The sequence below is a fragment of the uncultured Brevundimonas sp. genome, assembly GCF_963975535.1.
Taxonomy (GTDB): domain Bacteria; phylum Pseudomonadota; class Alphaproteobacteria; order Caulobacterales; family Caulobacteraceae; genus Brevundimonas.
This window is the reverse complement of the sequence record NZ_CAXBHE010000016.1, coordinates 1-23026: the sequence shown is the minus strand read 5'-3', so window position 1 is coordinate 23026 and position 23026 is coordinate 1. Positions and strand designations below refer to the sequence as shown.

Below are 23026 nucleotides of genomic sequence, written 5' to 3'. Positions count from 1 at the left end.
AAACCCTCCTCCATGCCCACGGTCTGTATTGACGGCTTCAACCTCGCCCTGCCCAAGGGATCCGGCATCGCCACCTACGGGCGGAACCTGCTGTCGAATCTGAATGCCATCGGCATGGAAACCCAGGTGCTCTACGGCCCGCTCGCCAATATCAGCAAACAGCCGATCCTGAACGAGGTCGCCCTCACCGACGCCTACACGCCGGACGGCAACCGCGTTCAGCAGATGGTCGAGTCCGCGACCGCCCGGTTCGGCCGCACCGCCCGCGCCGTGCCGATGACCGACAACATCATCTGGCCGGCCCGCGGCGGCGGACGCCCGGTCGCGGCGGCCTGCTGGAGCGCGCCGCGCCTGTTTCATACCGCCAACCGGGCCTTCCGGAGTCACCGGACCTTCACGCCGGTCAATTTCGCCGGCCACCCGGAGGTCGCGCACCCGGATGTCGCGCACTGGACCACCGTCCTGCCGGTGCATGCCCGCGGGATGGCCAATGTCTACACGATTCACGACATGATCCCGCTGCGGCTGCCGCACACCACACTGGACAACAAGCGCCAGTTCCTCGCCGTCTGTCGCCGGATCGCGGCCCGGGCCGATCATATCGCCGTGGTGTCCGAGGCCACCCGCCGCGACGTCATCCAGCTGCTGGGCGTGGCCGAGGACCGGATCACGACCACCTGGCAGTCCGTGTCCATCCCGCCGCACCTGCGCGCCGCAGGCGATGAGGCCGTCGCCGCCGAACTGGAGGGGGTCTTCCAGCTGGGCTGGAAGGGCTATTTCCTGTTTTTCGGGGCGATCGAGCCCAAGAAGAACCTGGCCCGGATTGTCGAGGCCTACCTGGCCTCGGGATCCGACCTGCCGCTGGTGGTGGTCGGCGGCCGGGCCTGGCTCGACGAGGAGGAAACGGCGCTGATGCACCAGGCGCGGCAGGCCAAGAAGGTCCGGAAGAAGCGGATCAAACTCTATGAGTACCTGCCGTTCTCCATGCTCGTCAGTCTGATCCGCGGGGCGCGGGCGACGGTGTTTCCATCCCTCTATGAAGGTTTCGGCCTGCCGGTGCTGGAATCCATGTTGCTGGGCACGCCGGTGATCACCTCGACGGCCGCGTCCCTGCCGGAAGTCGCCGGAGACGCCGCCGTCCTCGTCGACCCCTATGACGTGGCCGCCCTGGCGCGGGAGATCCGTCGCCTGGGATCCGACGATGACCTGGCCGCCGACCTCTCGGCCCGCGGCCCGCTGCAGGCCGCCAAATTCAGTCCGGAGATCTGTCAGGCCCGCCTGGTCGACCTGTACGGTCGGCTTGGGGTGCGATGACGGCCGTCGTCCTGTTTGACGCCGGCCGCCTGCTCGACCGGAGCGGCCGTGATGCCCCGACCGGGGTCGACCGGGTCTGCCTGGCCTACGCCGAATGGCTCGGCACCCGTCCGCACACCCGGGTGGTCCCGGTCGTGGCCGTTCGCAACCGCCTGCGGGCCGTCGACCCGGGCCACTTCCGGGCTGAGATCCGCAGCCTGCGGCAACGGTGGTCCGGCGATGGTGCCGAGACCGCCGGCGAGCAGGCCCTGGTCCGGGCCCTGACCGGCCAGGCGGGCGGGCCGTCGATCCTCGACGTGGAACCGGACCCACCCCGACTGTCGCTGCGCCGCGTCCGGGCCGTCCGCCAGGCCCTGGCCTCGCGCCCGCTGCCGCCGCCGTCCCCGGGGCAGGCCTATATCAGCGTCGGCCACACGGCCCTGAACACGCCCGCCATCCTCGCCGACCTGGCCCGCCGAGGCGTGTCGTCGACGATCATGATCCACGACCTGATCCCCATCACCCATCCCGAATTCTGCCGCCCCGGCGACGGAGCCCGCCATCACCGGCGGCTCTGCAATGCCCTGCTCCATGCCGACCGCATCGTCGTCAACTCCGACCACACCGCCGATCGGCTCCGGGCCTTCGCCGACCGGGAGGCCCTGATCGCACCGCCGGTGGCGGCCGTTCCGCTCGGTCTGGAACCGGTCTTTCTGACCCGGGGCACGACCCCCTCGCCCGCAGCCTATTTCGTCCATGTCGGCACCATCGAGGCGCGCAAGAACCTGGCCTTTCTGCTCACCCTGTGGCGGCGGCTGCAGGAGCGGATGGGCCCCGCCACGCCCGGGCTCGTCCTGGTCGGCCGCTACGGATGGGAGAATGAAGCCGTGCTGGATCACCTGCAGCGGTCGCCCAACCTTCAGGGACTGGTGCATCAGTCGGCCGGCCTGTCCGACGCCTCCCTCGCCCGGCTGATGCGGGGTGCCCGCGCCGTGGTCGCCCCCTCGTCGGTCGAGGGATTCGACCTGCCCGCGGTCGAGGCCATGGCCATGGGCGTGCCACTGATCGCCTCGGACATCCCGGTCCACCGGGAACTGGTCGCCGGAGCCCGGCTGATCGATCCGCTGGATGGCCTCGGCTGGCTGTCGGCCCTGGAGGCCGCGGCCGTCTCGCCGACGGTGGCTCCGGCCTATGCGCCGCCCACCTGGACCGCGCATTTCGAGCGGGTCGATGCTTTCATCGGTCTCCCTGCCTGAGCGGACTGGCTCCCCGCCGGAAACCCCGGTAATCAGACGGGGACCGCCGCGGTCTCGAGGCCCCATGACGCGACCCCTGTTCACGCTGCTGATCCTTGTCGCCCTGGCGGGCTGTTCGACCCTGCCGGCGGACGGCCCGACGGCGCGGGCGCTCGACGCCGGCGCGACCGGGGCCGAGCCGGCCGGCGGCTATGCCGTGGTCGACCTGGATTATGCCACCGTCGAGCGGATCAGGGCCGCCACCCCCGTCGACAACGCCTCCCTCGCCGCGGCCGGCGGCACGGCCCCGTCCGATGTGATCGCGATCGGGGATACCCTGTCGATCGCCGTCTTCGAGCCGGGCGGCGCGCTGTTCGGCGGCCGCTCGGCCGGCGGCGCATCGGCGACCGGCGGCGCGTCGCTGCCGCCGGTCGTGGTCGACCGTAACGGGGCGGCGGGCGTGCCCTTTGCCGGGGCGGTGCCGGTCGCCGGCCTGACCGGGCCCCAGGCCGCCGAAGCGGTGCGCCGGGCCCTGATCGGCAAGGTCGGCGCGCCCCAGGTGGTCGTCTCGATCGCCGCCAGCCCCTCCAATGCCGTCACCGTCCTCGGCGAGGTCCGCAATCCGGGCCGCGCCCCGCTCGCGGTCGGGGCCGATCGAATTCTCGATGTGATCGCCGCCGCCGGTGGCACCGCCCGCCCGGTCGAGGACATCGAGGTCGCCGTCCAGCGCGATGGCCGGACCTTCTCCGCCCCCCTGTCCACCGTGACCTCGACCTTCGGCGAGAATATCCGCCTGGCGCGTGGCGACCAGGTCAACCTGCGCTTTCGGCCCCGTCGCTACGCCGCGTTCGGGGCGCTGGGCACCGTCAGCCAGATCGACATGGGAGCCGGCCCCCTGACGCTCGGGGCCGCCCTGAGCCGGGCCGGGGGACTGGACACCAATAGCGCCGATGCCCGCTCGGTCCTGGTCTTCCGCTTCGAACGGCCCGAGGTGGCCGCGGCCCTGGGGCTGGTGCAGCCCGCCACCGTGCGTGGCGTGCCGGTCGTGTACCGACTGAACCTGGCGGATCCGGCGGGGGTGTTCACGGCCGGGAACTTCCCCGTCCAGCCTGACGACATGCTGTATGCACCCCGCTCCGGGGCCGCCGAGGCCCGGAAATTCTTCGACTTCATCCAGAGCATCACCCGCGTCATCTATGACGTCTCGGTCACCAGCGCCGTGTCGGTGAACTAGAATGCTGCAGAATCTCGGAAGCCGTCTTCGCCGGAAGTGGTCGCAGCTCCGCCGCTCGGGCTGGCGCGGGTTGATGTCGCCCCCGGTCGCGGAGAGCGACTCCGGTCCGGCCGGCCATGCCGCGGACGCCGGGCCGCGACGGCCGCAGCGCCCACCGATCGACGCACGCCTCGACGAGCGCCTGTCCGGGATCGAACAGGCGGCTCTCGCCGTCTATCGCCGGCACGGCCTGCCCGTACAGGCCGGAGACTACCGGCGCGGTCCGCGCGGCAAACGCTGGACCTTCATCGGCGACACCCTGTCGCCCGAGGAACGCTGGGCGGCGATCATCGAACGTCCGCCGGAAAAGGGCTGGCGGCACGCGCGTCTGGAGGACATCGGCGGCTTTGAGACCGCCCCTGCCCTGGTCGAGGCCTCACGCCTGCTGGTGCGGTGCCGCTACCTGCGCGGTCGCCTGTACGGCCTGCTGCCTGGCGACCCCGCCCAGGACCTTCTGGCGGCCATTGATCTGGGCGCGGCCTGGAAGACGGCGATCCCGGAGCCGACGGCCGTCAAGCCGAAGCGGGCATCCCCCAGGCCTCGGCGAGAAGGGCCAGCGACCGCCGCCGCGCGTCGTGGTCCCAGATCTGGCTCGTGATCATCAATTCGTTCGCGCCGGTCGCATCGACGAACGCCGCCAGCTTCGCCCGCACCGTGGCCGGTGCGCCGACGGCCGTGTGGACCAGGGTCTGGTCGACCATCGCCTGCTCGGATGGCGACAGCCGGCTGCCATAGCCCTCGACCGGTGACGGCAGCTTGCCGGGCCGCCCACTGCGGGCATTGATGAAGGCCTGCAGCAGGGAGGTGAACAGATGCGTCGCCGCGGCGTCCGTCTCGGCGGCGATGACATTGTAACCCAGCATTACATAGGGCTCGGCCAGTCGCGCCGACGGCTTGAAGTCGTCACGATAGACCTGCAGGGCGCGCATCAGGTCGCCCGGTGCGAAATGGCTGGCGAAGGCGTAGGGCAGGCCCAGATGGGCCGCCAGCCGCGCCCCGTAGGTCGAGGACCCCAGGATCCAGATCGGCACGTCCTGCCCCTCGCCGGGATTGGCGATGACCCGCTGGCCGGGCTCGGCCGGGGCGAACCAGTGCATCAGCTCCGCCACGTCCTGCGGAAAGGCGTCGACGTCGCCGGACAGGGTCCGGCGCAGGGCCTGGGCCGTGGCCTGGTCGGAGCCCGGCGCGCGCCCCAGGCCCAGATCGATGCGCCCGGGATGCAGGGCGGCGAGAGTGCCGAACTGCTCAGCGATCACCAGGGGGGCGTGATTGGGCAGCATCACACCACCGGCCCCGACCCGCAGGGTGCGGGTCGCCGCCGCCACGGCCCCGATCAGGACAGAGGTCGCCGCGCTGGCGATGCCCGGCATGTTGTGGTGCTCGGCGAGCCAGTAGCGTTGATAGCCGAGCGTTTCGGCGTGGCGGGCCAGATCGAGGGTATTGGCCAGCGCGCGTGAGACATCCGCGCCCTGGGGCACCGGAGCGAGATCAAGAATGGAAAGTGGGATCATCCCACCCATATGGACGCATCAGTCGCCCGGACCAATGGTTCAGGGCGTAATGTTGGTCGTGCGCATGATCTCGGCGCGCAGTTCGGGCAGGCCGTCACCCTTTTCCGCCGAGGTGACCAGCACCGCCGGAAATGCCGCCGGACGCTTGGATATCGCCTTCAACGTCGCCGCCTGAACCGCCTCGGCCTCGCCCTTCTTCAGCTTGTCGGCCTTGGTCAGGATGATCTGGTAGCTGACCGCCGCCAGGTCGAGCGCCTCGAGGGCCTCGTCGTCCACCTTCTTCAAGCCGTGGCGGCTGTCGATCAGCAGATAGACCCGCTTCAGGGTGACCCGACCGCGCAGATAGTCGCGACCCAGGTCCTGGAATTTCCGCACCGTCGACTTCGACGCCTTGGCCCAGCCGTAGCCGGGCAGGTCGACCAGCCGGGTCTTGCCGTCGAGGTCGAAGAAATTGACCTCGCGGGTGCGCCCCGGTTCGTTCGAGGCCCGGGCCAGCTTGTGCATGCCGACAAGGCCGTTGATCAGGCTGGACTTGCCGACATTGGACCGGCCGGCGAAGGCGACCTCGGGCAGGTCCGGCTCGGGCAGCTGTTCGATCTTGGCCGCGCCCATGACGAAGGTCGCCGGACGCGCGAACAGGACCCGCGCGTCCTCCAGCTCCTCGGGGGTGAAGTCGGTCACGCCGTCTTCTTGAAGCGGGCGATGAAGGTGTCGATCGGGTTCTCGGCCTTGAAGCGGTTCATGATGAACCACTGCTGGATGATCGAGAGCACGTTGTTCCAGGCCCAGTAGACCAGCAGGCCGGCCGGGAAGGTGGCCATGATGAAGGTGAACACCAGCGGCATGAAGGCGAAGATCTTGCGCTGCACCGGGTCGGGGGCCGGCGGGTTCATCGCCATCTGCAGCCACATGGTCAGGCCGTAGAAGATCGGCAGGATGCCGAGCGCGAAATTGGTGCCCAGGATGGTACCGATCAGCGGAAGCGAGGTCGGATCCCAGGGGATCAGGCCGTACAGGGTCCACAGGGTCGAGGGATCCGGGGCCGACAGGTCGCGCAGCCAGCCGAAGAAGGGCGCGTGCCGCATCTCGATGGTGACGAACAGCACCTTGTACAGGGCGTAGAAGACCGGGATCTGCACCAGGATGGGCAGACAGCCCGCCAGCGGATTGATCTTCTCGCGCTGATAGAGCGCCATCGTCTCCTGTTGCTGCTTGGTGGGGTCGTCCGGATGCTTTTTCTTGATCTCCTCCATCAGCGGCTGGAGTTTGCGCATCTTCGACAGGCTCTCGTAGGACTTGTTGGCCAACGGGAACATGATCAGCTTGACGACAAAGGTCAGGGCCAGGATGGCGAGGCCGAAATTGCCCAGCACCCCGAAGAAGAATTCCACGACCATGAAGATCGGCCGGGTCAGGAACCAGAACATCCCCCAGTCGATCGCATAGACGAAACGCGGCAGGTTCAGCTCGTCCTGATAGCCCGTCAGGATCTCGTTGCGCTTGACCCCGGCGAACAGCCGCTGGGTTTCGGTGATCTGGCGGCCGGGCGCGATGGTGCGCGCCGCGCCCATCATATTGACCTCGTGGATATCGGTACCGCCGGCGTCACGTACGCGGAATTCGGCCTCGATCTGTTCGGACTGGTCGGGGATCATCGCCGCCAGCCAGTATTTGTCGGTGATGCCGAGCCAGCCACCGGTCGAGGTGTGCTGGACCCGCTCCTTCTTGGCCCAGTCCTTGTACTTCAACTGCTGGGTCGAGAATTTGCCCGCCTCGCCGAAGGTGCCGATGGCCCCTTCGTGCAGGATCATCTGGCCGCCCACGTGACCCGGAACGCCCTGGCGCTCGACCCGGCCGAACGGCGCGATGGTGATGGCCTGGGTGCCGAAATTGGCGACCGTGTCGGTGACGGTGAACAGATACTGCGGATCGATAGCGATGACGCGGGTGAAGCGCAGACCCTGGCCGTTGTCCCAGGTCAGGGTGACCGGGGTCGTCGGCGTCAGCACCGAGCCGGCGGTGAGCCGCCACGGCGTGCGCGGTCCGGGCACGCCCCCCGGGACATTGGGGCCGTTCCAGGCGAACAGGGCTGAATAGCTGTGCTCCATGCCCTGGGGGCGGAACAGCTCGACCGGCGGCGAGCCGGCCGCGAGGGTCTCGCGATAGTCGATCAGGAACAGGTCATCGATGCGACCGCCCTCAAGCGACAGAGATCCCTTGAGCGTCGGCGTCTGGATCGGCACCCGCGCCCCGGCCCCGAGGGCGGCGCTGCGATCGGTCACAAACACGGTGGTGGTCGGACTGGGCGCGGTGGCCGCGCCCTCGACCGTCTGTTCGGTGGTCGCCAGCTGGGCCGCCTGACGGCGCTCCGCCTGCGGCTTCATCACGAATTCACTGTAGCCGAGCAGGAAGATCATCGCGATCACGACGAAGATGATCGTGTTCCTGCTGTTGTCGTTCTGCATGGAGTTCAGCGGTCCTGGCCGGAAGGGTCGCGGGCGGGTGGAATGGCGCCAGGCGCCGGCCGCGGGGTCGCGAGCCTTGTAAGCGCCGATTTCACATCGTCAAGCAAACGGTCCCATGAACGGCCTGCCGTGCCCATTCGGGCGATGAAGACATAGTCGCTTCCGGGACGCCCGATAAGGGGAACCAGCGCCCGCGCGGCTTCACGCAGGCGACGTTTGGCGCGGTTGCGCACGACAGCGCCCCCCACCTTGCGCGTGGCGGTAAAACCGACACGCACCACGGGGTCACCGTCATGCCGGTCGAGTCGCTGGACAACCACCGCGCCACGGGCTTCCGAAACGCCTCTCGCGGCCGCCAGGAACTGGGGCCGCGAGGTCAGGCGCTCGATCTTGAGATCATCGGTCATGCGTCCACCGGGACGCGAGGCACAAGGGCCCGACGACTTAGGCCGTCAGGCGCTTGCGGCCCTTGGCGCGACGCCGCGCAACAATCTTCTGTCCGTTCTTGGTGGCCATCCGCGAACGGAAGCCGTGACGGCGCTTGCGCACGAGTCGCGACGGCTGATAGGTCCGCTTCACGGTCGGCTCCGGGGTCTAAAGGTTTGCACGGCTGACGAAAAGGAACGTCACCGCAGGAGGGCGGGCGTATAAGGCGCATGTCGGTGGGAGTCAACGCGGACCCGTCGCAGGAAGGCATTCTGAAGCATGGCCAAACGATCAGCTAGAGAGTGGGCGATCCGCCTTCTGCCGCTGATGGCCATCGCCGGCCTGGCGATCGCCTTCTTCAGCCTGGGCTGGCACCACTATCTGTCGATGGAGATGATCCGCGAACACGGCCTGGGTCTGCAGGCCTATGCCACGGAGCATTTCTGGATCGCCCTCCTCGTGTTCATCGCCGTCTATGCCGTAGCCACGGCCTCGACCATCCCCGGACCGGTGTTCCTGACCCTGCTGGCCGGGATGATGTTCGGTCCCTGGGCCGGGGCCCTGGCCCAGGCGACGGGGGCGACGATCGGTGCCGTCATCATCTATCTGGTATACAGAACCGCCATCGGGACGTGGCTGAGAGCGAAATTCGCCGCCGACGCGGGGTTCATGGACCGTCTGGCTCAAGGGGTCGACCGCAATGCCTTCGTCACCCTGTTCACCCTCCGGGTCATTCCCAGCGTGCCCTTCGTGCTGATCAACGCCACCGCCGGCATGATCGCCGCGCCGCTGCGGCCCTATATCCTCGCCACCTTCGTCGGCCTGCTGCCCTCGACCTTCATCTACACCTCCATCGGTTCGGGCCTGGGCGAGATGATCCGCGCCGGCGAGCATGTCGATCTGCCGCTGCTGGTGGCGCGCTTCTTCTGGCCGCTGATGGGGGTGGTATTCTTGTCGTTGCTGCTGCCGCTGGGCCTCAAGCTGGGACAGGTCTGGCGCGACCGCCGCCGGGAAACCCTCGCATGACCGCCCCCGGCCCGGCCACGACCGGTACGCCTCCGGCGGCGAGAACCGTCACCGGCGGTTCGCCCGCCGGCCGCGCGCCGCTGCGGCTGCGCCTGCCCGAGGGCTGGACGCAACGCCTGGGCGGACGACTGCCTATCCCGACCCCGGACGGTCTGTCGTGGCGCCTGCTGCTGCTGACCGTCGGCTTCACCCTGGCGGTCGGGGCCCTGATCATCGCGCCCAGCGCCGCCTCCTTCCACGAGCGCTGGCTGCTGGACCGGCTGCAGTCGGCGGAGTTGGCCTCGGTCGGGGTCGAGGCCCTGCCCTATTCCGCGGTCGAGGACGCCACGGCCGAACAGCTGCTGACGATCGGCGGGGTCCAGGCCGTGGTTGTCGGCGACCAGGGCGTGCGCCGCCTGCTGCTGCAGGCCCCCAACCTGCCGCGCACCCCCGATGTGATCGACCTGCGGCAGCGCAATGTCGGGGCCCGGCTGCTGGATCCGTGGCGGACCCTGGTCGGCCACCCCGACCGCTCGATCCGGGTGCAGGCCCGCCCGCGCTATCGTTCCGGCGACTTCATCGAGGTGCTGGCCCCGGCCCAGCCGCTCAAGCTGGAACTGCGCGCCTTCCTGCTCAACAGCCTGCTGGTCTCCCTGCTGATCTCGGCCGTGGCGGGTGGTCTGCTGTATGCGGCCCTGGCCTTCCTGGTGCTGCAGCCGCTGCGCCGGGTGACCCGTTCGATCGAGCATTTCGCCACCAATCCCGAGATCGAGGGCGAGCCGCCCAGCACCCGGCACGACGAGATCGGCCGGGTCGAGCGGGAACTGGCGCGCATGCAGGAGGAGGTCCGGCTGTCGCTGCGCTCGCGCGCCCGGCTGGTCGCCCTCGGCCAGGCGGTGGCCAAGATCAACCACGACCTGCGCAATATGCTGACCTCGGCCCAGATCGCGTCCGAACGGCTGGCCGCCTCGCCCGACCCCCAGGTGGCGCGGGTCCTGCCGCGGCTGGAACGGGCGCTCGGACGGGCCGCCGCCCTGGCCCGCAATGTGCTGGAATACGGTCGCAGCGAGGAGCCCCTGCCCCGACGCACCCCCATCGCCCTCGCCGCCGCCGTCAAGGCCGCGGCCGAGGATGCGGGCCTCGAGGCGGACGGGGTGCGGCTGGTCCGGTCGATCCCGGCCCGCTACAGCATCAATGCCGATGCCGACCAGCTGCACCGCATCCTCGTCAACCTGATGCGCAACGCCCGGCAGGCGATCGAGGCCTCGGGCCGGCACCGGGGCGTGATCCGGGTGTCGGCGACCACCGACGGCACCACCTGCCGGGTCCGGGTCACCGATGACGGGCCCGGCATCAATGCCCGCATGGCGGGCCGGCTGTTCGACCCCTTCGTCAGCGGCGGGGGATCGGACGGCACCGGGCTGGGCCTGACCATTTCCCGCGAACTGGCCGCCAACCACGGCGGCGACCTGCGTCTGGTCGACACCGGGCCGGGCGGCACCACCTTTGAACTGCAGCTGCCGGAGTAATGGCCCGGGCCCGCGGATCAAACCCCGGGGGTCCGAGGCGCCGCGAAACGGCCGCGCTTGCGTATCACCATCGGAGTCACGCCCCGAGGAGAACAGACTGATGATCCGTCCGACCCTGCGAACCGCCGCCGTCATGGCCACCGGCCTGATCCTGGTCGCCGCGGCCGCACCGACCCTGGCCCAGACGCCGCCGCAGCCGGAGTCCGCGGCCGAGCTGGCCCGCCTTCAGGCGCTCGGCGAGACCTATCACCGCGCGCCCGACACCGCCCAGGACCCGGACGAACTGGCCGCCACCGCCAAGCTGAACGCGATGATCGCCGCCCACAACGAGGCTGTCGCCCGCCAGGAGGCCGCCGACACCGCCGCCCAGGCCGAGGCCGAGGCCCGCTACCGCGCCGAGGCGGCCGCCGCGGCGACGCTGCAGGCCAACTACGAGGCAGACCAGCGCACCGCCGCCGCCGCCCGCGCCGAATACGAGCGGGCCCGCGCGACGTGGGAGGCGATGATCCGGGCCTGCGAGGCCAGCGGCCGTCGTGACTGCCGGGCCCCGGCCCCCGACTGAGGCCCGCGCGCGGCTTGCAGATGCGAGTCGACCGTGGGAGCGTGGACGACGTAGTGGGGGTTTCACCATGATCGGTATCTCGATCAGCCACGATCCGGCGAAACGCGCATGAGCCCGGCCCGGCCGGATCGACCCCTGGCCGGCGGCCGGGTCGCGGTCTGGCGGCATCCCGCAGCGGTGCGGATCAGCCACTGGATCAATGTGGTCGCGGTCGTGGTGCTGATCATGAGCGGGCTGAACATCCTGGCGGCCCACCCGCATCTGTACTGGGGCCTGCGCTCGACCTTCGCCGATCCCTGGCTCAGCACCCCGGTCGTGCCGAACTGGCTGATGCTGCCCCAGGGCCGCAACCTGGCCGAGGCCCGGCACTGGCATTTCCTGTTCGCCTGGATCTTCGTGCTGAACGGCCTGGCCTATCTGGTCTACGGGCTGGTCAGCGGCCGCTTCCGGCGGCGTCTGTGGCCGAGCCGCCGGGATCTGGGCGGCTTCTGGGCCTCGGTGAAGGAACACGCCCGCTTCCACTTCCCCAGGGACGAGGAGGCCCGGGCCTATAATGTCATCCAGAAGCTGACCTATCTGGCCATGGTGCTGATCGTTCTGCCGATGATGCTGGTCACCGGCCTGTCGATGTCGCCGGGCTTCAATGCGATCGGCGGCGTGCTGCTGGACCTGATGGGCGGGCGGCAGTCGGCCCGGACCCTGCATTTCCTCTCGGCCGGGCTGATCGTCGGCTTCATCGTCATCCACGTCGGTCTGGTGATCTGGACCGGCCCGGTCAACAACATGCGGGCGATGATCACCGGCTGGTTCGTGCTGGAGCCGTCGCCGACCGAAGCCCCGCCGACCGACCCCGACGGAGACCCGTCATGAACCGCCGCCACTGGCTGCTGGGGCTGCTGGCGACCGCGGCCGCGGGCCTGACCGCCTGCGGCGAGGCGGGCAGCCGGCTGGCGACCCAGGCCGGGCGCATGGCCGAGGGCCTGACGCGACGGGCCCAGCGCCTGCTGATCCCGGCCGACGCCCTGGCCCCGACCTATGACCGGGCCGACATCTCGCCCGACTTCCGGCCCAACGGCTCGATCAGTCCGGCGGCGTCCGACTATGTGACCCTGCGCGACGGGGCCTTCGCCGACTACCGGCTGGAGGTCGGCGGCCTGGTCGAACGGCCGCTGCGCCTGTCTCTGGACGAACTGCGCACCCGCCCGACCCGGACCCAGATCACCAAACACGACTGCGTCGAGGGCTGGACCGCGATCGCCGAATGGACCGGGGTGCGGCTGGAGACCCTGCTGGACGAGGCGGGGTTGCGGCCCGAGGCCCGCTACATCGTCTTCCACTGCTTCGACGCCCTGGACCAGACCGAGGGCGGCGACCGCTATTACGAGAGCATCGACCTCATCGACGCCCGCCATCCGCAGACCCTGCTGGCCTGGGCGATGAACGGCGCGACCCTGCCGGTACCGCACGGCGCTCCGCTAAGGCTGCGGGTCGAGCGCCAGCTTGGCTATAAACATGCCAAATATATCAAGCGTATAGAAGCCGTCGCCAGCCTCGACGGCATCGGCGGCGGCAAGGGCGGCTATTGGGAAGACCGCGGCTATGAGTGGTTCGCGGCGATCTGAGCGAGCGCGGCCCTAGCTCTCGACCGTTTCCGTCCGGCGCTGCATCATCGCATCGAAACTGCCCCAGACACCGTCGGCCCCGTGCCAGGCTCCGGTCGTCGCACCCTTGGAATATTCGGTGGCGCGGGCCTCGAAGAAATTGGCGTGTTCGACACCGCTGAGCAGCGACTGCAGCCACGGCAGCGGATTTTCCTTCACGCCATAGACCTCGGGCAGGTGCAGCTGCCGCAGGCGCCAGTCGGCGATGAAGCGGATGTACTGTTTGATGTCCTCGGGGGTCATGCCCTGGACCTCGCCGGCCTCGAAGGCCAGGTCGATGAATTTGTCCTCCAGCGCCACCACGGTTTCGCAGCAACCGACGATGTCGTCGGCCACGGCCCTGGTGACGGCCCCGGTCTCCTTGTTGAAGGCGTGGTACAGCTTGATGATGCCTTCGCAGTGCAGGCTCTCGTCGCGCACGGACCAGGACACGATCTGGCCCATGCCCTTCATCTTGTTCTGACGCGGGAAATTCATCAGCATCGCGAACGAGGCGAACAGCTGCAGCCCCTCGGTGAACCCCCCGAACATGGCCAGGGTGCGGGCGATGTCGGCCTCGGTCTCGACGCCGAACTCCTGCATGAAGTCATGCTTGTCGCGCATGGCCTCGTATTCCATGAAGGCCCCGAACTCGCTCTCGGGCATGCCGATGGTCTCGAGCAGCAGGGCATAGGCCGCGATATGGATGGTCTCCATATTGGCGAAGGCCGACAGCATCATCTTCACCTCGGTGGGTTTGAAGACGCGGCCGTATTTTTCCATGTAGTTGTCGGCGACCTCGATGTCGGCCTGGGTGAAGAAGCGGAAAATCTGCGTCAGCAGATTGCGTTCCCGGTCGTTCAGATTGACCGCCCAGTCCTTGCAGTCCTCGCCCAGCGGAATCTCCTCGGGCATCCAGTGGACCTGCTGCTGCTTCTTCCACATGTCGAAGGCCCACGGATAGCGGAACGGCTTGTAGGCGGCCGAACGGGTCAGCAGACCGGGCGTGGTGGGCTTGATGATGGCGTGGGCGTTCATCGGAAGAGGCTCTGACTGGGAATCCGGAAATCGACCCCTAGCATGCGGGCGGACGGCGACGGCGCCAAGTGAAAATGCGGCTATATTGCGATCACTTTTTTCGCGACCGCTAGATGTGGTGTTCAAACGCGAGACTTCCGGGGATAAGCCCGGGACGAAACCGGCCGGCGTCGTGGCAGGGTTTCCGCAAATCGGGGTGCCAACCCTGCCATCCGCTCAGGCCCGGTCGGGTGACGCTTCGGCCCCGGGCGTCGGCGCGACGTCCTCGCCGAGGCGGCGGAGATAGGCGGCGCGGAGATAGTCCTGCTCCCGGAAGGGGCGGGCTTCGCGGTCGAGTTGCTCGCCGGTGCGGTCCAGCATCTGGACCAGCCGCATCCAGACGACCGCCTCTGCCGGTCGGCCGAGGGCGGCGCATTCGGCAGCATGGCGGAAGGCGTATCGACGCAGATCCTTCGGGTCCGGATCGAACAACAGGTAGAATCTGTCATTGGAGACGGCCTCATCGACCTCGGCCAGTTCGGGGAATTGGCCGACCGCCTCCTCGCGGGTCAGGGGGCCCCGGTTCCAGGGGGGCGGGCTTTCGAGGGTGACGACCGCCTGGTCGGCGCGACGCCAGCCTTCGGTCGCCGCACGGCGACGCAGGGTGCGCTCGGACAGGCCATAGCGTTCGGCCACAACGGGGGCCGAGGTGCCGGCGAGATAGTCGGCGCGGGCGCAGGTCCAAGGGTCCAGGGGCGGCGGTGGGGCGGGGGTAGAAGGATCGCAGGTCATCCCGCAATTCTAGAGACACCGGGAACCAGGGCGGGAAATTGACGCCGGTCCGGAAAAACACCGTTGCAAATGAACGGGTTCAGCTGCGCCCATAGGTGGGCTGACGGAAAATATACAGCATTGCCGGCCAGCAGTGACGCCGGATCAGGCGACCGCGGCCGTTTCCGGTGCCGGCCCCGAGAGCAGGGTCGCCATCGCCGCATACAGGGCCTGATGCGAGATCGGCTTGGCCAGGTGGGCGTTCATCCCCGCCGCCAGACAACGCGCGGCGTCGGCGGGCATGGCGTCGGCGGTGACCGCCAGGATCGGGGTGTCGGCGACGGCACCGGGCAGACCCCGGATCAGGCGGGTCGCCGTCAGTCCATCGACGCGCGGCATCCGCACATCCATCAGGATCAGGTCGAACGCGCCGGCCCGGGCCATGTCGACGGCCTCGTCACCGTCGGCGGCCTCGGCCACCTCACAGCCGGCGGCGGTCAGCATCAGGCGGGCCAGCTCGCGATTGGCCGGATGGTCATCCACCACCAGGACCCGGGGGCTGTGGGTCACGGTCTGGCCGTCGCCTGGCGGCGGATCAGCCCGGACGACCGGATCTTCGGCAGCGGCGGTCATGGGCAGGCGCAGGGTAAAGGTCGCCCCGGCGCCCGGACGGCTGTCGACGGTGACCGCGCCGCCCATGATGGCGACGTGGCGTCTGACCACGGCCAGGCCGATCCCGGCCCCGACGTGGCAGCGACTGATCGAATCGTCGCCCTGGACAAAAGCCTCGAACAGGGCGTCGGCCCGGGCCGGGTCGAGACCGCAACCGGTGTCCGAGACCGTGATGACGACATCCGCGCCGATCCGGTCGACGCCGACGGTGACCGCGCCATGATCGGTGAATTTCACGGCATTGCCGATCAGGTGATGCAGGGTCTGACGCAGACGGCAACGGTCGCCCATGACCGTCCCGGCGGCGGCCGGACGGACGTCCAGCGTCAGGGCGAGGCCCTTGTCCGCCGCGGCGGGCCGGCTCGATTCCAGCGCGGCCGCCAGCAGGACCGGAAGGGTCAGGGGCTGAAGGTCCAGCGTGTCGCCGCCGCGGGATACCGCAAGCACATCCTCGACCAGCATCAGCAGGTCCTCGCCCGAGCGCTGGATCTGCTCGAGCTGATCGCGGGCCTCCGGCTCCATCGCGGGCCGGCGGGCCAGAACCTCGGCATAGCCGGTGACGCTGTTCAGCGGCGTGCGCATCTCGTGGCTCATCAGGGCCAGGAAGCGGGTCTTGGCGGCATCGGCCTCCTCGGCGCGACGTCGGGCCGCCTGGGCGGCCCGGGTCCGCGCCTCCAGCCGGGCCACCAGGCCACGGCGGGCCGACATGACCGTGCTCACCGGCAGGGCGGTCAGCACCACCGCCAGCATAAAGAGATAGAAGATGTTGAGCCGGTGGATGACCAGGGGCACGGACTCCAGGCCCGGCACCGTGAGCATTCGCGTCAGCGTCGCCGGGCCATGACCGGCGACCGTACTGGCCCCGCCGATCACGGCGATCAGGATCACCGCACGGGCCACCCAGACCGGCGAAACCCGGAAGGCGACCAGCATCAGCACCGGGAAGACCAGAAAGATCACCGGGGCCAGCGGCTGCAGAAACACCAGCGTGGTCACGGCCACCAACAGCACCAGCAGGCCGACAGTCTCGCGCGGCGAAGCGGGGGCCGTGTCACGGAAGCGGTGCGATTTGGCGATCAGCAACAGGGTCGGGGCGACGATCAGCAGGCCGAGAATTTCCATGGCGGAATAGCGCACCACGGTGAACAGGTAGAGGGCCGGCGGATAGTAGTGAAGCGACGCCGCCACAGTGACGATGAACAGGGCCGACAACACGACGGCCGGAGTCACGGCCAGCAGGGCGAAATTGGTCAGTCGCCGCGGCCGGCGCAGATCCAGGGCGGCCCCGCCGACGCGGCGGGCGATCAGGCCGGCCACACAGACCTGACCCAGGTTGAGCAGGGCATTGAGCCACAGGAAGGGCATCGGGTCGCCGCGCACGACATTGGCGGCGAGGTTGATCACCAGGCACGCGGCGAGGACGGTGAGGGCCTGGCGACGGTGCAACTGCAGCAGGGCGGCGAGCATCACGCCATTGGCCGGCCAGATCACCACGGCCCCGAAGGTCCGGGCGCTCCAGATTCCGATCAGCAGGCAGGCCGTGAACAGGACCACATAGACCCAGGCCGGCGGCCCCGACGCCTGACCGGCATCATGTCGAAACAGTCGCCAGCGACCGTGCATCCGGTCCCTCCCGACCCCATGAGCGACCTTGATCGCACCCATAGGTTAAATTTCAGATCACGGTTGCATCGACTTAATTCGGGTCGGCGAGCTCGGATGGTGACGCCGGCGCATCCTGCAGGGCCGCGTGCCGCGCCCGCTGTCGCCGTTCGATCAGCGAGGCGACCACCCAGAGACTCATCGCCCAGGCGGCCCCGACGCTCCAGCCCGCCAGAACGTCGGTGGCCCAGTGGGCCGCCAGATAGACCCGGGTCGTCCCGACCAGCAGGGCGATCAGCACCGCGGTGCCCAACACGAAGGTCTTGAGGCGACGGCGCGGCAGGGTCCGGGCCACAAGCACGCCGACCGTCAGATAGAAGACCGTCGACAACAGGGCGTGCCCCGACGGGAAGCTGGCGTTGATCGTCTCGACCGCCTGGAAGAGCGAGGGCGGACGGGCCCGTCCGAACACCCCCTTCAGCCCCTCGCTGAGCGCCACGCCGCCGGTCAGGCCGAGGACCAGCATCAGGGCCGACAGCCGCTTGCGCTGGATCAGCAGAAAGCCGACGGCGACCGTGGCGAACAGGCCGAGAACCGCGATGCCGCCCAGGGCGGTGATGTCGCCCGCCGCCACCTGGAGCCACCACGGCCCCCAGGCGTCGGACGGATCCGGGTTGGGGCGCATCGCCGCCAGCACGGCCTGGTCGAAGGCCTGGTTGCCGGCCTCGCCGGTCTCGTCGGCCAGTCCCGCGAAGGCCCAGATCCCCAGGGCGACCACCAGCAGACCACTGAGCAGGGCCAGTTCGGTCCGGGCCAGATGCAGCAGGCGGGTCAGAATTCCCGATACGGTCGTGCGGATCATCGGCTGCTAACGGCCAAGCTGTCCGCCCGTTCCGCCGGACCCGGCATCACGGCTTCGTGATCAGGGCGCGCTGTGGCCCGTGACGCCCCTGTCTTCCGGTTTCCCACAGGCTCATCCCGCCTTCCGGGCCGATTCGGACAGAAAGTGATCGTCAAGCCCGTTGACGGGTCGTTAGCCATCTGCGCCCCATATGTGGGCTTGGGGAGCGCTTCGGCCACTAGATGATGTGGTCAGGGCGCAACAGCAACGATCAATGATTTTAGTTCAGGGCGAATAAGCAATGGCTGGCGGCGAAGCTTTGAAGACGGTTGAATTCCAGTCGGTTGCGAGTGCGGACACGGCTGATCGCCCGCTGCTGTCGGTGGTGCCGTCCCTGCAGCTGGACCGGTCGCGCGACGACCTGCTGACCGCCTTTGGCAAGAAGACCCTCGAGGATCGCTATCTGCTGGCCGGCGAGAGCTACCAGGACATGTTCGCCCGCGTCGCCACGGCCTTCGCCGATGACGCCGACCATGCCCAGCGCGTCTATGACTATATGTCGAAGCTGTGGTTCATGCCCTCGACCCCCGTGCTGTCCAACGGCGGGGCCGATCGCGGCCTGCCGATCTCCTGCTTCCTCAACGCCGTGGCCGACAGCCTGGACGGCATCCAGTCGGTCTGGAACGAGAACGTCGCCCTCGCCTCCAACGGCGGCGGCATCGGGACCTACTGGGGCGGCGTCCGCTCGATCGGCGAGAAGGTCAAGGGCGCGGGCCAGACCAGCGGCATCATCCCCTTCATCCGGGTCATGGACTCCCTGACCCTGGCCATTTCCCAGGGCTCGCTGCGGCGCGGTTCGGCCGCCGTCTATCTGGACGTGCACCACCCCGAGATCGAGGAGTTCCTCGAGATCCGCAAACCGTCCGGCGACTTCAACCGCAAGTCCCTGAACCTGCACCACGGCATCAACATCACCGACGCCTTCATGGAGGCCGTCCGTGACGGGCGCACCTTCGACCTGTTGTCGCCCAAGGACCAGGCGGTCATCCGCACCGTCGACGCCCGCAGCCTGTGGCAGAAGATCCTCGAGATCCGCCTGCAGACCGGCGAGCCCTATCTGATCTTCTCGGACACGGTGAACCGCCAAATGCCGCAGCATCAGCGCGACCTGGGTCTGAAGGTGAAACAGTCGAACCTGTGCTCGGAGATCATGCTCCACACCGGTCGCGACCATCTGGGCGTCGACCGGACCGCGGTCTGCTGCCTGTCCTCGGTCAATGCCGAGACCTTCCTGGAGTGGCGCGAGGAGCCGCGCTTCATCGAGGATGTGATGCGCTTCCTCGACAATGTGCTGGAAGACTTCATCCGCCGCGCCCCGCCGGAGATGGCCGCGGCCGTCTATTCGGCCAAGCGCGAGCGCTCGGTCGGTCTGGGCCTGATGGGCTTCCATTCCTTCCTGCAGGCCCAGGGCGTCGCCTTTGAAAGCGCCATGGCCAAGTCGTGGAACATGCGGCTGTTCAAGCACCTGCGGCGCGAGGCCGACAAGGCCAGCCGCCTGCTGGCCGAGGAGAAGGGCGCCTGCGAGGACGCCGCCGAGCGCGGCGTGATGGAGCGGTTCAGCCACAAGCTGGCCATCGCCCCGACCGCCTCGATCTCGATCATCTGCGGCGGGACCAGCGCCGGCATCGAGCCGATCCCGGCCAATATCTATACCCACAAGACCCTGTCGGGCTCCTTCGCCGTCAAGAACCCCTATCTGGAGAAGGTCCTGGCCGGAAAGGGTCTCGACTCCGACGCCATCTGGTCGTCGATCCTCGAGCACGAGGGCTCGGTCCAGCATCTGGACGAACTGACCGACGACGAGAAATCCATCTTCAAGACCGCCTTCGAACTGGACCAGCGCTGGATCGTCGAACTGTCCGCCGACCGCACGCCCGAGATCTGCCAGGCCCAGTCGATCAACCTGTTCATCCCCGGCGACGTCAACAAATGGGACCTGCACATGCTGCACTGGTCGGCGTGGGAGCGGGGCCTGAAATCCCTCTACTACCTGCGTTCCAAATCGGTGCAGCGCGCCGCCTTCGCCGGCTCGGAGGACAAGGCCGAGGTCGAGATCGACCCCAACCAGCCGGACCTCTTCAGCGCCGCGCCGACCGACTATGACGAGTGCCTCGCCTGCCAGTGACGGCGCGCGACCGGCCCGCAGGGGCCGGTTGCGGTCATCCGCACGCGCTCCGGTGGAACCCATGCGCAGCCCCTCCGTTTGCGCCGGTGTCTCACAATAGGGGAAATGTGTGTTGGCGAACCGGCGCTTCTGGTACAGGATTCCTATCGCTAACGGACTGAGGGGCCGTTGATGCGTCTGGTGACGATCTTGACCGGAGTGGGGATGGCGCTGATCTGCGCCGGTGCCAATTCGGCTGAGTCCCAGACCCTGCCCGTCTCCTGGATCGTCGACACCGTCGTGGCCCCGGGGGCGGAGCCGCCGGCCACGGTCGCCGAACTCCTGATCCAGCTTGATCGCAGACTGCCGTTCGACGCGCCGGACGTCGACGGTTTCGGCGCGTCGTTCGACGCCTCAGCGCGACTGGCGGACCCGACCGCCGGGGCGGTGCCCTATGCCGTCGTGCGCCACGACATCTGGTTCGAGACCCCCGAATTCACCGACCGCCTGCGGCTGCGCACCGAGGGCGAGCTGCGCCGCGCTGACGGTGCCCCCGTGCCGGTCAATCCGATGGATCCGGCGGCCCTCGAGGCCGAACATTATGACCTCAGCTATATCCGGGGCTGGCCCGCGACCCTGGGCTATACCGCCTCGGGCCTTGAGGTGACCCTGACACCCCATGCCGGCATCGGCGTCGGTACCCGGGGCGGCACGGCCGAGGCCGGGGCCATGCTGCAGATCGGTGCCGACATGGAGCGACTGGTTCCCGAGGGCCGGACGGCTTTCGGCGAACGGGCCCGCTGGTACATCTATGCGGCCGGATCGGGCCGCGCGGTCGGCTATAATTTCGCCCGCACCCGGGACGGGGATTTCGCCCGGTCCGGCGTCAGCCACGACTCGAGCAATTTCATCGGCGACGCCTCGCTGGGCGTCGCCTTCCGCAAGGGCGACGTGCAGAGCTCAATCGGCCTGGTCTACCGCGAACTGGGCCCCTCCGACCTGCGGGCAGGTCATGGGGTCGATACCGATGTGTCCGAGGGGCTCGTCGCCTTCCAGCTGTCGATCAAGCCGGACTGGTGATCAGGGCCCGTGCGCCGGATCGACCGACTCGACCACGCCTTCGCGCCGGTCGTCGGCCCCGCCGTCCCAGCGACCGTCCCGCCACAGGCCGCCATGCAAACCTGAATTCTCGCTGGCATTGGGCCGCAGCATGATCCCGCGCGTCGCCAGGTCCGCCGCCAGCGGCGCGGGAAACCGCTCGGTATCGGCCCCGAAGCCGTCGCCCTTGGCCACCAGATTGGGCAGGTTGAACGCGACCTGGACCGGCAGCTGCCAGTCCAGCACGGCGATCAGGGCCTTGGCGTTATAGGCCAGGATGGACGAGCCGCCGGGCGAGCCCAGGGCCCCGACCAGCCGTCCCCGGTGATCGAGGATGATCACCGGCGACATCGATGAGCGCGGCCGCTTGCCCGCCGCCACGGCATTGGCCACCGGGCCTCCGTCGGGCCGGGCCGGCTCCAGCGAGAAGTCGGTCAACTGATTGTTGAGAAAGAAGCCGCCGCTCATCCGGCCGGACCCGAACACGCTCTCGACCGTGGTGGTCATGCTGACGGCATTGCCGGCGGCGTCGACGATGACGAAATGCGAGGTCCCGGACGGCTCGGCGGTGGCGTCCGGCCCCCGGAAGACGCCACCGGGCGGTATGCCGGCCGCCACCGCGCCGCGCAGGCCCGGGGCCAGGGCGGCGCGGTCGGCGACATAGCCGGGATCCAGCAGGCCGGCGACCGGCACCCCGACGAAGGCCGGGTCGGCGACATAGCGATTGCGGTCGGCGTACATCAGGCGCTGCAGCTGGGCGAAGGCGGTCCAGGCCTCGGCACTGTCGGGGCCCCGGTCGATGTCCGGGGACTGTTCGGCCATGGCCAGCAGCTGCAGCAGGGACACGCCGCTGGACGGCGGCGGCGGCACGCAGATCACATAGACACGGTAGGGCCGGCACAGGGCCCCGCGTTCGATCGGACGATAGGCGGCCATGTCGGCCACGGTCAGGCCGCCGGGTCGGGGCGCTTCGGCCACGGTGGCCGCGATGCCCTCGGCGATCGGGCCGCGATAGAAGGCGTCCGGCCCGCCGCTGGCGATCCGCGCCAGGGTCACGGCATAGGCGGGATTGCGCAGTCGGTCGCCGGTCGCGTAGCGGCGACCGTCGGGTCGGGTGAAATAGGCCTCGGCCCAGCGCGTGCGCGCCTGGCCGGCGGGGGCGGCGATGAAGCCGGCCAGGCGCGGGCTGACGATGAAGCCGTCCCGGGCCAGGGCCTCGGCGTCGCCGAACAGGTCGCGCCACGCCAGGGTCCCGTGGTCGCGCTGGGCCTGCCCGAGCATGGCCACCACGCCGGGCACGCCGGTCGAACGTCCACTGAGCACGGCGTCGGCGAAGCCCAGCGGCCGCCCGTCCTCATGGAACAGCCGGTCCGTGGCCGAGGCCGGCGCGGTCTCGCGCCCGTCATAGGCGGTGACCGCACCGGTGGCCGCGTCGAAATGCATCAGAAAGGCCCCGCCGCCGAGGCCCGAGGACTGGGGCTCGACCAGACCCAGCACGGCCTGGACCGCGACCGCGGCATCGACTGCCGAACCGCCGCGCCGCAGCACGGCCATGCCCGCCGCGACCGCCAGCGGATTGGCCGCGGCGACGAACGGCCCGCGGGCCGGGGCCGGGGTCTCGACCGGGGCGACGACCGCTGCCGGGGCCGGCCCGGTACCGCAGGCCGTCGTCACGGCCAGGACGGCCACCAGGGACAGGATGACGAGCGGCGAACGGACAGGGCGCATGGGCAGTCTCGGAAGGGACGACGGACAGGCTCCAGACCTAGGCCGCGCGTCCCGCTTCGCCAAGCCCGCAAAAACTGCCCGAAGCGGCTTGCGCCCCGCCGGTCGAGCGGCTAGATACCCGCCCTCGCCGTTAAGGCCTGTGCGCGCCCGTAGCTCAGCTGGATAGAGCATCAGACTACGAATCTGAGGGTCGG

21 protein-coding genes are annotated in these 23026 nt (G+C 69.1%); 11 read left to right on the top strand and 10 right to left on the bottom strand.

The window, feature by feature from the left end; translation table 11 throughout:
• Window positions 1-12: 12 nt before the first annotated feature.
• The 4 genes from AACZ75_RS15190 (at window position 13) to AACZ75_RS15175 (ending at window position 4399) form a co-directional block, all read left to right on the top strand.
• Entirely contained in the window at window positions 13-1314 is a 1302-nt protein-coding gene (locus tag AACZ75_RS15190) for a glycosyltransferase family 1 protein (RefSeq protein WP_339874004.1), read from the top strand.
• On the top strand, window positions 1311-2549 hold the full coding sequence (locus tag AACZ75_RS15185; RefSeq protein WP_339874003.1) for a glycosyltransferase family 1 protein: 1239 nt from the start codon (window positions 1311-1313) through the stop codon (window positions 2547-2549). The genes AACZ75_RS15190 and AACZ75_RS15185 overlap by 4 nt, the downstream gene beginning before the upstream one ends.
• Before the next feature lie 64 nt (window positions 2550-2613).
• A complete protein-coding gene (locus tag AACZ75_RS15180) occupies window positions 2614-3762 on the top strand; it encodes a polysaccharide biosynthesis/export family protein (RefSeq protein ID WP_339874001.1) in 1149 nt (382 codons plus the stop codon).
• 73 nt (window positions 3763-3835) lie between these two features.
• Window positions 3836-4399 carry a hypothetical protein gene (locus AACZ75_RS15175; RefSeq protein ID WP_339873999.1) on the top strand — a complete coding sequence of 188 codons (564 nt, stop codon included), beginning with the start codon at window positions 3836-3838 and terminating at the stop codon, window positions 4397-4399.
• Here the strand turns inward: AACZ75_RS15175 and AACZ75_RS15170 are convergent.
• The 5 genes from AACZ75_RS15170 to rpmH are packed head-to-tail and all read right to left on the bottom strand — an operon-like array spanning window position 4314 to window position 8356.
• The gene (locus AACZ75_RS15170; protein ID WP_339873998.1) at window positions 4314-5312 is read right to left on the bottom strand and encodes an LLM class flavin-dependent oxidoreductase; all 999 of its coding nucleotides are present in this window, start codon (window positions 5310-5312) and stop codon (window positions 4314-4316) included. The genes AACZ75_RS15175 and AACZ75_RS15170 overlap by 86 nt on opposite strands.
• 39 nt (window positions 5313-5351) lie before the next feature.
• The gene (gene yihA / locus AACZ75_RS15165; RefSeq protein ID WP_339873996.1) at window positions 5352-5993 is read right to left on the bottom strand and encodes a ribosome biogenesis GTP-binding protein YihA/YsxC; all 642 of its coding nucleotides are present in this window, start codon (window positions 5991-5993) and stop codon (window positions 5352-5354) included.
• Entirely contained in the window at window positions 5990-7777 is a 1788-nt protein-coding gene (yidC, locus tag AACZ75_RS15160; RefSeq protein ID WP_339873995.1) for a membrane protein insertase YidC, read from the bottom strand. Before yidC ends, yihA begins: the two co-directional genes overlap by 4 nt.
• A 5-nt stretch (window positions 7778-7782) precedes the next feature.
• Entirely contained in the window at window positions 7783-8184 is a 402-nt protein-coding gene (gene rnpA, locus AACZ75_RS15155) for a ribonuclease P protein component (protein WP_339873993.1), read from the bottom strand.
• Between the two features lie 37 nt (window positions 8185-8221).
• On the bottom strand, window positions 8222-8356 hold the full coding sequence (gene rpmH / locus AACZ75_RS15150; protein WP_003164000.1) for a 50S ribosomal protein L34: 135 nt from the start codon (window positions 8354-8356) through the stop codon (window positions 8222-8224).
• Window positions 8357-8482: 126 nt separating this feature from the next.
• Between rpmH and AACZ75_RS15145 the strand changes: the two genes are divergently transcribed.
• From AACZ75_RS15145 to AACZ75_RS15125, 5 genes are all read left to right on the top strand, one after another.
• On the top strand, window positions 8483-9229 hold the full coding sequence (locus AACZ75_RS15145; RefSeq protein ID WP_339873991.1) for a TVP38/TMEM64 family protein: 747 nt from the start codon (window positions 8483-8485) through the stop codon (window positions 9227-9229).
• Entirely contained in the window at window positions 9226-10737 is a 1512-nt protein-coding gene (locus AACZ75_RS15140) for a HAMP domain-containing sensor histidine kinase (RefSeq protein ID WP_339873989.1), read from the top strand. The genes AACZ75_RS15145 and AACZ75_RS15140 overlap by 4 nt, the downstream gene beginning before the upstream one ends.
• Window positions 10738-10837: 100 nt before the next feature.
• The gene (locus AACZ75_RS15135) at window positions 10838-11299 is read left to right on the top strand and encodes a cell wall hydrolase (protein WP_339873987.1); all 462 of its coding nucleotides are present in this window, start codon (window positions 10838-10840) and stop codon (window positions 11297-11299) included.
• Window positions 11300-11407: 108 nt separating this feature from the next.
• Complete coding sequence (locus tag AACZ75_RS15130) at window positions 11408-12169, top strand: cytochrome b/b6 domain-containing protein (protein ID WP_339873985.1); 762 nt, start codon at window positions 11408-11410, stop codon at window positions 12167-12169.
• Window positions 12166-12921 carry a molybdopterin-dependent oxidoreductase gene (locus tag AACZ75_RS15125; RefSeq protein WP_339873983.1) on the top strand — a complete coding sequence of 252 codons (756 nt, stop codon included), beginning with the start codon at window positions 12166-12168 and terminating at the stop codon, window positions 12919-12921. Before AACZ75_RS15130 ends, AACZ75_RS15125 begins: the two co-directional genes overlap by 4 nt.
• A gap of 12 nt (window positions 12922-12933) precedes the next feature.
• Here the strand turns inward: AACZ75_RS15125 and AACZ75_RS15120 are convergent, their stop codons facing one another.
• From AACZ75_RS15120 to AACZ75_RS15105, 4 genes are all read right to left on the bottom strand, one after another.
• Window positions 12934-13977 (bottom strand): ribonucleotide-diphosphate reductase subunit beta, encoded by a 1044-nt coding sequence (locus AACZ75_RS15120; protein WP_339873982.1) that lies wholly within the window; start codon window positions 13975-13977, stop codon window positions 12934-12936.
• A gap of 216 nt (window positions 13978-14193) precedes the next feature.
• Window positions 14194-14748, bottom strand: coding sequence for a hypothetical protein (locus AACZ75_RS15115; RefSeq protein ID WP_339873981.1), 555 nt, complete (start codon window positions 14746-14748; stop codon window positions 14194-14196).
• A 144-nt stretch (window positions 14749-14892) separates the two neighbouring features.
• The gene (locus tag AACZ75_RS15110; protein WP_339873980.1) at window positions 14893-17022 is read right to left on the bottom strand and encodes a response regulator; all 2130 of its coding nucleotides are present in this window, start codon (window positions 17020-17022) and stop codon (window positions 14893-14895) included.
• Window positions 17023-17095: 73 nt separating this feature from the next.
• Window positions 17096-17863: a phosphatase PAP2 family protein gene (locus tag AACZ75_RS15105; protein ID WP_339873979.1), complete on the bottom strand. Its 768-nt coding sequence runs from the start codon at window positions 17861-17863 to the stop codon at window positions 17096-17098.
• A gap of 280 nt (window positions 17864-18143) precedes the next feature.
• Between AACZ75_RS15105 and AACZ75_RS15100 the strand changes: the two genes are divergently transcribed.
• Both AACZ75_RS15100 and AACZ75_RS15095 read left to right on the top strand, forming a co-directional pair.
• Window positions 18144-20027, top strand: coding sequence for a ribonucleoside-diphosphate reductase subunit alpha (locus tag AACZ75_RS15100; RefSeq protein ID WP_339873977.1), 1884 nt, complete (start codon window positions 18144-18146; stop codon window positions 20025-20027).
• Between the two features lie 204 nt (window positions 20028-20231).
• Entirely contained in the window at window positions 20232-21086 is an 855-nt protein-coding gene (locus AACZ75_RS15095) for a lipid A-modifier LpxR family protein (RefSeq protein ID WP_339873975.1), read from the top strand.
• Here the strand turns inward: AACZ75_RS15095 and AACZ75_RS15090 are convergent, their stop codons facing one another.
• The gene (locus AACZ75_RS15090) at window positions 21087-22832 is read right to left on the bottom strand and encodes a gamma-glutamyltransferase family protein (protein WP_339873973.1); all 1746 of its coding nucleotides are present in this window, start codon (window positions 22830-22832) and stop codon (window positions 21087-21089) included. It lies immediately after the preceding gene.
• Window positions 22833-23026: the final 194 nt, after the last annotated feature.